This is a genomic window from Flavihumibacter sp. CACIAM 22H1 (genome assembly GCF_001601815.1).
Lineage (GTDB): Bacteria > Bacteroidota > Bacteroidia > Chitinophagales > Chitinophagaceae > Flavihumibacter.
Genome location: NZ_LUKG01000008.1, coordinates 22,977 through 36,343, shown reverse-complemented (window position 1 = coordinate 36,343; position 13,367 = coordinate 22,977). Strand labels below are relative to the sequence as shown.

At 44.2% G+C, this 13,367-nt stretch carries 12 protein-coding genes; 1 reads left to right on the top strand and 11 read right to left on the bottom strand.

Annotated features, from left to right (window positions below):
- Positions 1 to 340, bottom strand: a 340-nt coding sequence (locus tag A1D16_RS04205) for a GTP-binding protein (RefSeq protein ID WP_290707983.1), incomplete at its 3' end; no start/stop codon positions are given.
- A 127-nt stretch (positions 341 to 467) separates the two neighbouring features.
- Here A1D16_RS04205 and A1D16_RS04200 point away from each other — a divergent pair.
- The gene (locus A1D16_RS04200; protein WP_290707982.1) at positions 468 to 722 is read left to right on the top strand and encodes an acyl-CoA-binding protein; all 255 of its coding nucleotides are present in this window, start codon (positions 468 to 470) and stop codon (positions 720 to 722) included.
- 28 nt (positions 723 to 750) lie between these two features.
- On the opposite strand, the gene A1D16_RS04195 is transcribed toward A1D16_RS04200, so the two are convergent.
- The 10 genes from A1D16_RS04195 to A1D16_RS04150 form a co-directional block, all read right to left on the bottom strand.
- Entirely contained in the window at positions 751 to 2,628 is a 1,878-nt protein-coding gene (locus tag A1D16_RS04195; RefSeq protein WP_290707981.1) for a monovalent cation:proton antiporter-2 (CPA2) family protein, read from the bottom strand.
- A gap of 3 nt (positions 2,629 to 2,631) precedes the next feature.
- Positions 2,632 to 3,240 carry an NAD(P)H-dependent oxidoreductase gene (locus A1D16_RS04190; protein ID WP_290707980.1) on the bottom strand — a complete coding sequence of 203 codons (609 nt, stop codon included), beginning with the start codon at positions 3,238 to 3,240 and terminating at the stop codon, positions 2,632 to 2,634.
- A gap of 45 nt (positions 3,241 to 3,285) precedes the next feature.
- Positions 3,286 to 3,753, bottom strand: a complete 468-nt coding sequence (locus A1D16_RS04185) for a hemerythrin domain-containing protein (RefSeq protein WP_290707979.1) — start codon at positions 3,751 to 3,753, stop codon at positions 3,286 to 3,288.
- A 3-nt stretch (positions 3,754 to 3,756) separates the two neighbouring features.
- Positions 3,757 to 4,521, bottom strand: a complete 765-nt coding sequence (gene tpiA / locus A1D16_RS04180; RefSeq protein ID WP_290707978.1) for a triose-phosphate isomerase — start codon at positions 4,519 to 4,521, stop codon at positions 3,757 to 3,759.
- Between the two features lie 15 nt (positions 4,522 to 4,536).
- Entirely contained in the window at positions 4,537 to 5,724 is a 1,188-nt protein-coding gene (locus tag A1D16_RS04175; protein ID WP_290707977.1) for a putative sugar nucleotidyl transferase, read from the bottom strand.
- A 124-nt stretch (positions 5,725 to 5,848) separates the two neighbouring features.
- Positions 5,849 to 6,097 (bottom strand): type B 50S ribosomal protein L31, encoded by a 249-nt coding sequence (locus tag A1D16_RS04170; protein WP_290707976.1) that lies wholly within the window; start codon positions 6,095 to 6,097, stop codon positions 5,849 to 5,851.
- Positions 6,098 to 6,227: 130 nt separating this feature from the next.
- Positions 6,228 to 6,722 carry a YajQ family cyclic di-GMP-binding protein gene (locus A1D16_RS04165; RefSeq protein ID WP_290707975.1) on the bottom strand — a complete coding sequence of 165 codons (495 nt, stop codon included), beginning with the start codon at positions 6,720 to 6,722 and terminating at the stop codon, positions 6,228 to 6,230.
- 104 nt (positions 6,723 to 6,826) lie between these two features.
- Entirely contained in the window at positions 6,827 to 9,283 is a 2,457-nt protein-coding gene (locus tag A1D16_RS04160) for an outer membrane beta-barrel protein (RefSeq protein ID WP_290707974.1), read from the bottom strand.
- A 196-nt stretch (positions 9,284 to 9,479) separates the two neighbouring features.
- Entirely contained in the window at positions 9,480 to 11,960 is a 2,481-nt protein-coding gene (locus A1D16_RS04155) for an outer membrane beta-barrel protein (RefSeq protein ID WP_290707973.1), read from the bottom strand.
- Between the two features lie 261 nt (positions 11,961 to 12,221).
- On the bottom strand, positions 12,222 to 13,367 hold a 1,146-nt coding region (locus A1D16_RS04150; protein WP_290707972.1), incomplete at its 5' end, for a prolipoprotein diacylglyceryl transferase.

Below are 13,367 nucleotides of genomic sequence, written 5' to 3'. Positions count from 1 at the left end.
TAATGGTTTGTGCCTGAATTCCCTGGGCAGCATCCACTAATAAAAGGGCACCTTCACAAGCCGCTAATGCCCGGCTTACCTCATAACTGAAATCTACGTGGCCGGGTGTATCAATTAGGTTTAATATATATTCCTGGTTATCAGAATGTTTATAGTTGATCTGGATAGCGTGGCTTTTAATAGTGATCCCTTTTTCACGCTCCAGGTCCATATCATCCAGTACCTGGTCCATCATATCCCGATCACTGATGGTGTTGGTATTCTGTAATAAACGATCTGCCAGGGTACTTTTTCCATGGTCAATATGGGCAATGATGCAAAAATTCCGGATATTCTTCATGTATCTGTCTGAATAAGTGGGCAAAATTAGCGAAAAGCAATCAGACAACAGCGTTCGGTGGAGTCTTTCGGCAAACTATTTGGAGTTGATCAAAAATCGGTTAGATTCGCCAAAAAACGATCTTTTTATGGAGCTAAACCAGGCATTTGAGCAGGCGGTGGCGGACAGTAAAAATCTTTCTGAACGGCCCAGCAACGAAACCCTTCTGCAGCTGTATTCGCTGTATAAACAGGCCACTGAAGGGGATGTGAACGGGGAAGCTCCTTCCATGTTTGATTTTGTTGCCAAAGCAAAATATGAAGCCTGGTCCTCTCTGCAGGGAAAATCTAAAGAAGCTGCCCAACAGGAATACATTTCGCTGGTGCAAAAGCTTAAGAGCTGATCAACTGCTTTTACTAACCGTTGCGGTATTAGGCATTGTCTTTCACTTCTTTTATAAGGCTGTCGTCGTCCCATCCTTTTTCACGGGCAATATCCGGCATACGGGCATCGTTCCGGATAATTTTTTCCAGCTCTTCAATGAATTCACGGCTGGTATTGATGTATTGTTTCTGGTCCCGGATCGAGGATAATTTTTTTACGGCCAATTCATCGTATTTCAAAAAGGTTTGGGCGGCCCGGGTGGCGGTATAGCTTCGGTGCCCCAGTAATTTCATGGTATCTACGCCCATTCTGAGTGAACTATCAAGCGTTTCCCGGTAAATATGTAACATGCCGGCATTCATCTGATCATAAGCATCATAACGGTTCGAAGACCGAACCATCATTTGCAGGTTAGGAAAATGTTTTTTGATGGTTTCGATCATCTCCAGTCTTTTTTCGGCATCATCGATAGTAATCAAAATCACTTTGGCGTCTGCGGCGCCCGCTGAATGCAACAGGTCGTACCTCGATGCATCTCCATAATAAACCTTGAAACCGAATTTTCGCAGGAAATCAACCCGGTCAGAATCGATATCCAAAATGGTACAGCCGATGCCATTGGCTTTTAAAAAGCGCCCCACAGTATTGCCGAAATGTCCAAAACCTGCAATAATCACCGGGCTTTTTTCTGTTATCGTATCCGGTTCTCTCTCCGTTTTTTCCAGGGTCCCGAAACGGGGTTGGATGACCCGTTCAAAGAACAGGAATAAAACAGGCGTAAGTGCCATGCTTAGCGCTACTGCAGCCATGATGATATCTGCAATTTCATTACTGATTATCTGCTCCTGCCTGGAGAATGTAAGTAGAACAAAAGCAAACTCCCCGATCTGGCACAACCCGAGGGAAAAAAGCAGGTTTTGGTCTGTACTTAAACGGAAAGACCTTCCCAAAACCAACAGAATAAGGCATTTTATTATCATTAATCCAAGCACAATTCCAAACAGTAATACCGGCAGGTTGGCAAGTAACTGAAAATTGATACTGGCTCCTATGGCAATAAAGAAAAGTCCCAGTAGTAACCCTTTAAAAGGTTCAATATCGCTTTCCAGCTCATGCCGGTATTCGGAGTCGGCCAATACAACGCCTGCCAGGAAAGTTCCCAGTGCGGGGCTTAAACCAACTTTGGTCATTAACACGGTTATACCAATTACCAGTAACAGGGAGGTTGCGGTGAATACCTCCCGTACCCGGGCTGCTGCTACTATTCTCAATAAGGGGCGAATCAGGAATCGACCGGCTAGTATAATAAAGACCACTGCCGCAAATACCAGCAGGGTTTGAAACCAGGCGGGTTGATGACTGACCCAGGTGCCGCCAGCGTGCGAGCTGCTATTATTACTGGCTGTTCCATTTCCTAATAAGGGCAAAAGGGCAAGCATTGGAATAACTGCAATATCCTGGAACAGCAATACCGAAAATCCACCTTGACCTGCCTCTGTTTTCATCAGTCCTTTTTCCTGGAAGGTCTGTAGCACGATGGCAGTGGAACTGGGGGCAACGATCATACCAATGGCGAGTGAAACTTTCCATTCATAGCCCATGGCCATCGCAATCAGGCATACCAGGCCCAGCGTGCAGAGAACCTGCAGACCGCCCAATCCAACAATAGGTTTTCGAAGTTTCCAGAGCAAACTAGGTTCCAGCTCCAAGCCGATTACAAACAACATCATCACTACCCCAAACTCGGCAGCATGCATAACATTGGTACTATCACCCACCAGGTTAAGAAAGGCAGGACCGATCAGCATACCCGCAACCAGGTAGCCCAGCACTGAACCCAGTCCGGCTTTTTTAGCAATAGGCACCATTAACACGGCGGCCGTTAGATATACCAGGGCCTGGAAAAGAAAAGAGCTTTGGTCCATTTATCAGGATTGAATAGAGGTTGGTAGGGGAATTAAATCGTTCATATAAATACATCCGGTACGTTCTTCCAGACTTATACGGTCAGCTTCCAGCCCCAACAAGAGTTGCTCATATTGAGAAGCATACAGGCGGATATCGGTGGAATCAAGCCGGTGTGTGCCATGAACAACAAAAGGTGGCCAGTATTCCATGGAACATAATCTGGCAGTTTGTTCAAAGGGATACAGGTATTCATGAATAGTTCGGTGATTACGCCCGTTAAGCTGGTAGGCTTCTTTGGAGCCACCGCAACTGATTATATTCATCCAGCCTTTTCCTGCAAGAGCCTTGCCGTCTTTTCCATAGGCCCAGCCATGTTCCAATACCAATTCCATCCACTGTTTGATGATAGCCGGGGCACTGTACCAATAAAAAGGAAACTGGAAAAGAATAAGGTCGTGTTTCAGCAATAATTGTTTTTCCTGGTTTACGTCAATCAGGAAATCCGGATAGGTTTCGTATAAGTCGTGAAAGCTGATGCCCGGGAGGCCGGGTATTTTTTGGAGAAGTTCTTTTTGTACCCGGGATTTTTCGAGTGCGGGGTGAGCGAAAATCAATAAAATTCTGGCCATGGTTGAAATTTACTGATTTCAGTTTATATGCAAAAGACGAGGTAGTTATTCCCAAAACTTTGTGGGGAAACTATTACAAACGGAAACGCCGCCGTCCTCTGTGAGGTGAAGCTGGTTCAGGCTTGCAGCCGGAACACTTTGTTCGAGATAGGGAAAAACTATCCGTTCTTCATACCGTACATGTTGTTCCAACTGATCAGCCAGATCACCCAGCAGGCGGTGGGTAATATTGGCCTGTTGGAGATGGGTCATGGCAGTACGCCAGAGTTCATGATCACGAAGAATGGCAGCAGCATACGCGGTGCCTTCAGGGGTTGTTTTTAATAAAGGCAGCAGCTGTGTTTCTTCCTGCCCGAAATGGTCCTTTAACTCCTTATTCCAGCATTGCAGTAAAAACTCTGTCATAACAGCAACTGGGGCCTGTTTACTGACCCCTTTCCGGATCAGTAAACAGGTCATTAATGCTGATTTGTGCTGGCGTGAGAGTGGTTGCAAACTTTCCGCTCTTTGCATAGTTTATTTTTTTAGTGCCTTTATAATGGCGATGAATTCGGCCGACTGCAGTGATGCACCTCCTACCAAACCACCATCCACATCGGGCTGGGAAAAAAGCTCATCAGCATTAGCCGCTTTAACGCTTCCTCCGTATAAAATAGAAACGCTATCGGCTACTTCAGCACCGTATTGTTTGCTAAGCACACTGCGAATAAATGCATGCATTTCCTGTGCCTGTGCCGAACTGGCGGTTTTTCCTGTTCCAATTGCCCAAATGGGTTCATAGGCAATAACCACTTTCGTAAGCTGGGTTGCACTCAGGTGAAAAAGGCTTTCTTTCAATTGAATTTCTACAAACTCATTTTGATTTCCCGCTTCACGAACAGAAAGTGGCTCACCACAGCAGAAGATGGGTTGAATTTCCTGCTCCAGCAATAAATCCAGCTTGGCGGCCAGTTCCTGGTTCGATTCATTAAAATACTCCCTTCTTTCACTATGCCCAATTACACAGTAAGGAATACCAATAGATTTCAACATATCTACGGCAATCTCACCCGTATAAGCGCCTGATTTTTTATGGTGGCAGTTTTGGGCAGCTACAAAATAGTTCTGTTCATTGGCTACTTCGCTTTTAGCCATAATCAGGTAAGGATAAGGCACGGCGAAAATTACCTGTTGCTGCGCTCCAAGGGCATGTTTTTCATGAAGAATTTCATCGAGTAATTTTTCTCCCTGCTGGTACGTGAGATTCATTTTCCAATTTGCTGCTGCGATTTGTTTTCTCATTCTTGATAGTCTGATTTAATAATTATCGTAAATATATCTCAGGATATGTTGTTCACGCGGTGTAAGGTGGGAGTTTTTCCATTTCTTCCAGTTCTCAAGGTCGCGCAGGGCGCGGGTAAAATCGTATTTACGAATGCCTTCCGCTCCCCAGGAAAAGTTAGGAATATATTTGGGTAATAACCCTGTTCCGAATACACTGGAACAAATACCCACCACTGTTCCGGTATTAAAAGAGGTATTTATGGCAGACCTGCTGTAATCGCCCATCAGCAAGCCGCATTTGTTTCCTACAATGGCTTTGCCACCCTGGCTGGCCGGGTGGTAAACGGTTATAGGCCCTGCACTGTTTTTTACATTGGAAGCAGAACTCCCTGCCCCCAGGTTACACCATTCCCCTACCACAGCATCGCCCAGATAGCCCTCATGGGCTTTGTTCGAATACCCCATCAACACCGCATTTTTAATTTCTCCGCCTACTATACAATAGGGCCCGATGGTAGTTCCACCATAAAGGCGGGTCCCCATTTTTACCTGTGCGTTGTTACAGATGGCAACAGGGCCGCGGATACAGGTGCCTTCCATTACCTGGGCTCCCCGGCCAATATAAACCGGGCCGGCGCTGGCATTAATGATACAGGCTTCCATTTCCACCCCTTCTTCCACCAGGATGGGATGGTTGCCGATGATGGTATTGGAGGCAGATATCGGGTAGGAAGCGACTGTTTGTAAAAGGAACTCCAGGTCGTACCGGATTGCCTGGTCGTTGAGGCGAAAAATATCCCAGGGATACCGTATACTCAGCAAATCGGCCGGGTAGGAAATGGTTTGCTGCACCCTTATTTTGTGCAGGCCCGTTACATCTGCAGCGTTAAAATGAAGAGCAATGGCCCCTGCTTCGGCGTGTATGAGAGCTTGGCCGGTTTTGAGTGCCTGTATTGCTGCAACCAATTCCTTATCGGGCAGGATATTGGCATGTAATAACAAATAATCCCCGGAGACCAGGGATGCATCAATCAGGAGAGATTGTTCAGTTTCTTTGTAATCACCTTCCCATTTATCAAAAGAAGGAAGCTGTAGTGCCGCTTCCCATTTTTCCCGGATGGTTCTGATCCCTACCCGTATATCCTGCACCCGGCGGGTGAGGTTGAAGGGATATAGATTTTCCGGCTGGCAATATTCCTCAGAGAAGATGATAGATTGCATGCTTAAAGATAATAAAGCTGGATGGTGAATGGCGAATTCCAGCTAAATATTCTTCTCTTTCACTATTCAATTCTCCTCCTACCCTGTTGCCCAATAAAAAAGCCGGCATTTGCCGGCTTCGTTATTATTTCTTTGCGTATTTCTTTTTGAACTTGTCGATACGTCCTGCTGTATCCAACATCACGTTCTTACCAGTGAAGAAAGGGTGAGAAGTGTTGGAAATCTCCAATTTAACCAGCGGATATTCATTACCGTCTTCCCATTGAATGGTTTCTTTTGAAGCGGTGGTGGATTTGCTCAAAAATGCAAAACCATTACTCATGTCCTTAAACACTACGAAGCGATAATTCTGCGGATGGATACCTTGTTTCATAACTGCTATTTTAAAGGCCGTACGGATTTTGCCGTACTGATTTAATTTTAGGAAAGTGCAAAATTAGTACTTTCCGTTGGATTTTGAACATTGCATTCAAAAAAAGATACTGAATCTATCTGGTTGAAAATCAACTCTTCATATTAATATATTGCAGCGGAATGGAAAGATTCCAGGTTTTACTGGCCTGGATTACCGACTGCAGGTCATCAATTTTTTTACCGGTAACCCGCACAATATCATCCATAATTGCGGGTTGTACCTTTAAACCACTGTCTTTTATCAGCTTTACAATTTTCTTGGCATCTTCCTGTTTCAGTCCGTTCCGTACGGGGATTTCCTTTTTCCAGGTTTTACCACTCTGGTAACCGGGTTTGGCGTCGAAATCGTAAATATTGGCATCCAATCCCTGTTTAATGCTTCGGCTGATAAGCACATCGGTAACCTGGTTGAGTTTCATTTCACTTTCCACTTCAATGGTTAGTTTGAACTCTTTTTTGTCCAGGTTTATTTCCACCGGCGATCCCTTAAAATCAAACCGGTTGGTTATTTCTTTCTTAACGGTATTTACTGCATTATCAAGCGTCTGGATATCCACTTTACTGACTAAATCAAAAGATGGCATAGGCTAAAATTTTACCCCTGGCTTACAGGGATTACTGCAAATGTAAAAAACGTCCTGTAGAAACAGGACGTTTGAACCTTAAACTAACACTCATAGAGAAAAAACTATTGCTGGTTATTATTACCTACCCGATTTTGCTCGTCTGTGGCACTGCCCGAACGGCGTCGCTGCGGGCCGCCATTCGTTTTCCCAAAACGGTAGCTGAAACTAAGTGCAACCCGGCGATTGTCCCAGCGGGCATTGATGCGGGTATCAATGTTTCCAAATTTGGTATAGCCACTGAATTGCATCAGTGCAAACGGATCTACTACAGAAAGCTTCAGGGTTCCCTTGCTTTTTAACACCTGTTTGGACAGGCCGATTGAAAACATGCCCATTGGACGGGCAATGATAATGCCGCCTTCCTGCATTTTGCTCCGATAAAATCCACTCAACTCAGCGCCCCATGTCTTTGCGAACTTAAATTGGTTGTTGATGTTGCCCATATAGGAGCTAATGGATGCATCCAGCGGTTCATTATTTACAAAGCCCGTAAAATGGTTATTGAACAGGTTTCCGTACAGAGAGATCGTCCACCATTTGGTTAATGGTTGATTATAGCTGATAGCAATGCCTATATTCCTGCGGGTAGCGATATTTTCTTTGGTTTGGAAGGTTACTTTGGTAGTATCATTCTGTTTGAGAATATCATTGATAACATCCGTTGTACGGGTATAATTTAAAGTGGTGTTAAAGACGCCCTTATAGTTGTGCGAAAGCTCTACGTTATGCGTGAACTGGGGTAACAGGTTGGGATTTCCCATGCGGAACGTATACTGGTCCAGGAAAAACTGGAAGGGATTCATATCCTGGTAATTGGGGCGCTCAATGCGCCGGCCATAATTGGCGGTAAGGGTATTTTTTTCATCCAGTTTATAACTCGCAAATACCGTAGGAAAAAGCTGCACATAATTACGGATAAAGCGTTCGTCATTTACTACCTGTTTGCCTTTTGCATAGGTATGTTCCATCCTTAACCCGGTTTGTAAGGACCATTTTTTATACTCCTTGTTGTAATTTATATAAGCGGCATTGATATTTTCTTCATAAATAAACTGATTCGAGCGGGTAAGGTCTACCTCCCATAGTTTCTCCTGGTTGTTCCAGGTTTTATAGGCCGCATCATTGTCTGTGGTAACATAGCTCGATTTTAATCCGGCTTCCAACCGCGATGATTTATTGAGCGGATGTACATAATCTGTTTTGAAACTATAAATTTTTATATCGGAAGGCAGGTCGCCCCGAATCAGAAAGGAGTCGGAAATAATTCCTGCCGGATACTGGTAGGTATAGTTATCGGAAGTCTGTAAGGCATTGGACCCGTACCAGATATAATCAAGGTCAGCCGTCAGTTCCCGCCCCGTAGTATCCAACCTTTTTCTGAAGTTGATATTGGAGCCAAAATTTTTCCAGGTGTCTTTATTCAGGCTGGAAGCCAGGTTGCCTGATTCCGGTTCAGTTCCACCTGTATAGATCATAGCAGAACTGTTTGAATTGAATTCCCGGGGATTGTAGGTGCCGTTGACCTGAAAACCGATGGTGGTATTTTTATCGAGTGAATACTCCATGCCGGTTCGCAAACTAAGGTTGTGGTTATGGAACTTACCTTTTGATGTTTGATCAAACAGGGAGCCCTGCGTTTCATTTTCTTTTGGTGAAAACTTCCGAACCAGTTTAAGATCATTAAACCCCTGCCAGTATGAATAGCTTAAGGTACTGAACAAAGTAATCTTATCCTTTTTGTAGTTTATACTAACACTATTGGGGGTTTTAGGATAGGCACCCTGCACATAACTCAGGTTTACGGAGCCATTGAATCCATTCTGCCTGCCTTTTTTTGTGCGGATATTGATGATGCCACTATTGCCCGATGCATCGTATTTTGCGGAAGGCTGTGTCATTATTTCCACTGCTTCGAGCTGGCTAGACGGAGTATTCCTTAGCAAATTGGCCAAATCCTGCCCGCTTAGGTAGGTTTGTTTCCCATCAATTAATACAATTACTCCCTGTTTTCCTTTCAAACTTAAAATTCCATCTCTGTCAACACTTACACCGGGCGATTTTTCCAATACATCCAGCGCTGTGCCGCCGGCATTGGAAATAAAAGCATCCACGTTTACAACCGTTTTATCGGCTTTTACTTCTACCATCGGCTTTTTTGCCGTAACAGTTACGGCCTGCAGGTTTTTATCGGCCTGTTTTAACGGAATGGCAGGAAGCTCCTGTTCTGTATTTTCTTTCAGCGGTTGTACTACGGTAGCATAACTGTCAAATCCGATAGCAGAGATCTGAACCAGTATAAAGGTTGCCGGCAGTTGTTGGAATTCGAATCTTCCTTCTTTATCTGTGGTGCCAATTTTGATTAATTTTTTGGAGGAGTCTTCCAGCAGTGTAATGGTGGCTGCCTGGATCGGCAGGTTCTGCTGGTCGGTTACCCTGCCTTTGAGAATTCTGCTGTTTTGTGCCATTGCACCAGTAACCGCAACTAAGAGGGCAAGTACGGTAATAAAAAATACTTTCATTGGAAAGGTGTGTTAGCTTGTTCGAGGTTAAAATTGTGTCATCAGGTGTGGCGAAAAAAGCAAAATGAGGGGGAACGGTTAAAATCAGGTACGAAAAATAGGAACTGGTTTTGAGGTCTTAGAGATCGTCCCGCTTAGCGGAACGATCTTAAAGATTTAACCAGGAGAAGGTTTAATGGTAATGCTACTTAACTGGTTAATTATTACCGCCCATTTTTACGCGATTTTGTTCATCATTTGCACCACCGGTTTTCCTGCGCGGCTGGGGGCCCTTTATAGGTTTACCGAAACGATAAACGAAAGACAGATTTACAACACGTGTATCACGCAGGTTTGTGAAACTTGCTTTGGTGGTTTGGAAGTCGATTTGCCCGGTTACTTTTTGGGTATAAAACATATCGCGAACATTGAGCTTAAGGGTTCCTTTTGATTTCAGTACCTGCTTGGAGATACCGGCTGCAACAGCCCCCATTGGATCGATCAGTATTTGTCCCTCTACCCCCTTGCTCCTGTACCATCCGCTCAGTTCTGCACTCCAGCCTTTATTGAATTTAAACTGGTTGTTTACATTCAGCATAAGTGTACCGGCAGCCACATCAATTTTTTCATTGTTCAAGACACCGTTGAATTTGTTATAATTATAGTTGGTGTAGAGAATTGCTGTCCACCATTTTTGTACAGGTACCTGTGCACTGATGGAAGCGCCGGCATTTTGTCTGGTACCTATATTGCCCTGGCGTACAATGGTAGCATATTCCGGTTCATTAAACTGCGGGTTACCCTGTGCAAAGGTTTCACTAAAAAAATCTTTTGTTTGGCTATAGTTTAAGGTGGTTGTCAAAAAACCTTTATAGGTATGGGTGAGTTCAATATTATGGGTAAACTGTGGTTGCAGGTAAGGGTTCCCCCGGCCATAGGTATATTTATCCAGAAAGAAAAGAAAGGGGTTCAGATCCTGGTAAGCCGGGCGATCAATTCTTCTGCCATAAGAAACGGCGAACTGGTTTTTGTCATTGGCTGCATAACTGATAAACAAGGTGGGAAATAAACTGCCATAACTGCGGCTGAACGAGGAATCGGTTCTTTCGGGGTTTCCGTACTGGTGCCCTTCATAGCGGGTATGTTCATACCGAAGCCCGGCCTGTATTCCAAATTTTTTGATTTGCCGGTTATAATTGAGGTAACCAGCAAGAATATTTTCCTGGTATTTGAAATTATTGGATTTATCATAATCAGCAGTCCATTTTTCATCCACCAGGTTGGAATAGTCGGCATTATTATCTGTGTTTACAAAGCTGGTTTTAAAGCCGGCTTCCATTTTAGCACCCTTTTTCAATGGGTGTGTATAGTCCACTTTTGCTGAGTAAATGTCAATATCAATAGGTAACCGGCCCCGCAGGTTTTCTACGTAGCGTTGATTCCATTGCGGATCAAAAGTAGTGTTAACAAAAAGCTGCCGGCTATTGGATCCATAACTTATATAATCTACATCGGCCGTCAGTTCTTTCCCGGTTGAATCAAACTGGTGCCTGATATTGAGGTTGATGCTTTTATTCTTCCATAAATCTGTATTGGAGCTGGTTGCTGTAATGATAGAGTCTGTTTGAGCAGCCGCATTCATCATATAACTGATATTGTGGCCATTTTGATTTTCCGGACTGAAATTTCCGTTCAATACAAAACCCAGGGTGGTTTTTTTGCTCAGGAAATAATCTGCGCCCAGTTTAATGTTATAGTTTTTGTTCTCATTTTTCATGAAAGAGGTCTGTTCAAAAATGGCATTGATCTCTTTTGAACTGGCATCACTAAATTCCCGGTTAATATCTAGTTGTTGGAAACTGTTCCAAACACTGTATCCACCATTTGCGAAAAAATTAAATTTCCCTGTTCGGTAATTCAGGTTCAGGCTGTTATTGGTTTTCCAATAAGCACCCTGCCCGTAGTTTAAACTGAGGTTTCCGTTGAATCCTTTCTGTTTGTTCTTTTTTGTTTTGATATTGATGATCCCGGAATTACCCGCAGCATCGTATTTGGCAGAGGGGTTGGTTACGAGTTCAATCTGGTCAATTGAACTGGCGGGCATGGATTTAAGCAAACTGGCCAGTTGCTCTCCGGTCAGGTAGGTTGGCCGTCCATCCATCATTACCTGAACGCTCTGTTTTCCTTTGAGACTGATATTACCATCTTTATCTACCATCACCCCAGGAGATTTTTCAAGTACTTCCAGTGCGGTGGCACCTACATTGGTAACGGCAGCATCTACATTTACGACTGTTTTATCTATTTTTTGTTCAATAAAAGGTTTCCGTTGAACCACGGTTACGCCTTCCATTTCTTTAACAACTGCACGTAGCTGAACAGACGGCAATTGGGCCGATGGGTTTGTTGTGGTTAGTTCAAAAGGGGCGGAATAGCTTTTGTCGTAACCAATAGCCGTAACCAGGATAAGGTAACGGCCGAGCGACAAATCCAGAAATTCGAAATTCCCGGATTTGTCGCTTGATTGAATTTTGACCGCCGATGAATCTTTAGCCAGCAGCAGGCTGATGGTAGCAGCTTCTGCCGGTTTATTGGATGCATCTGTCACCTTTCCTTTAATGGAATTGGTGCTTTGTCCCATACTGACCAAGGATAAGGTGGATAAGGCAAGTGTCAGCAGGAAGAGTGTCTTTTTCATGTCTAAGGTTCTTTAATTAGTTTGGTACCGTTCAAGGTTAATTACAGGTTAAAGGTAGGTACTATGTAATGCAATGTACATTGTTTTGTGTTGGATGGTTGTTATGGCTGATTTTCGGCAAATGGGCAACGGATGTTGGACGATGCCGGAAAGAAATAGTTACTGGAAGAACCGGATTCCTGATAAGTGGCCGAAAAAAAGGAAGAGCGGCCAATTGGCCGCTCCGGAACTTTTTATCAGTTATGGGTTATGTACAGGTGCTTATACCAGGTTTTTTTTACGGGCGTATTTTTCGGTCCAGAACCAGATTCCGATGCCCGTGATAACCAGCAAGCTGGAAATTAACTCGGCCTGTGTAGGATGAAATCCAAAAATGTCGTACTTGGTATTAACCCGGATTTTTTCAATAAAGAACCGTTCAACCCCGTTCACCACCAGGTATAAACCAAATAAGCGACCGGGTATGGTTATTTTTTTACGTACTGCCCAAAGAAGAAAGAATAATACGATGCAGGCAACTGTTTCATAAAAGGGGGTGGGGTAAACGGGTAAAGGCAGTTCATTACAATAATTACCCTGGCAGCCGGGGATGGGCACCCCTGCGTTTATAACATTATGCGGATAGGTATAGGACCAGATCCAGTCGGGTAGCCAGCCATAGGGGTTCGGGCTATTATTTACGATACCCCAGTCGCCATCCCCAGAAACCTGGCATCCAATGCGTCCAATTCCATAGGCCAGCATAAGGCTGGGAGCGGCTGCATCGCATAAATGGCGGATGCCGATCGAATGTTTTTTGGCATACCATATTATAGCGATGGCGGCACAAATTAGCCCGCCATAAAAGGTTAACCCACTGAAGGATAACAAAGCCCCGATAGGATCGGCAGTGAATTCGCTCCAGTTTTCAAGATTATGGAAAATTTTTGCCCCTGCAAACCCAAAAAGTGCTGCAAATACAACAATATCTCCTACCCGGTCGTGTGGCCAGATCCGAATGCTTCTTTTTTCTGGTTTGGCCAGCCGTTGCTTTTGTTTTTCTCTCCATTTCAATCCGGCAAAAAGCAGCCCCAGTAGCAAGCCGGCCCCTACTGAACCCTGTGAGGAAAATATAAATTCCTGTGGATCAGCCGGACCAATAACAAATGCGCCGATTATTTTATAACCCAATAAAAAGCCGAGTATAAAATTGGTAAGTAATTCGCCAATACTGGCGGGCTCCCCCACCGTTATGATGGTTTCTTCCGAATGCAAAAGCCCTTCCCTGCTTTTCCGCTTCAATTCCAGGGTAAGAATCCAGGCTGCCGCTAAAAAGGCAAGTGCAACGAAAAATCCAAATGAATTAATGAAACGGAGGCCTGGTAAATCAATACCAAATAGATCTTTAAAGGCGAAATATAAATTGGA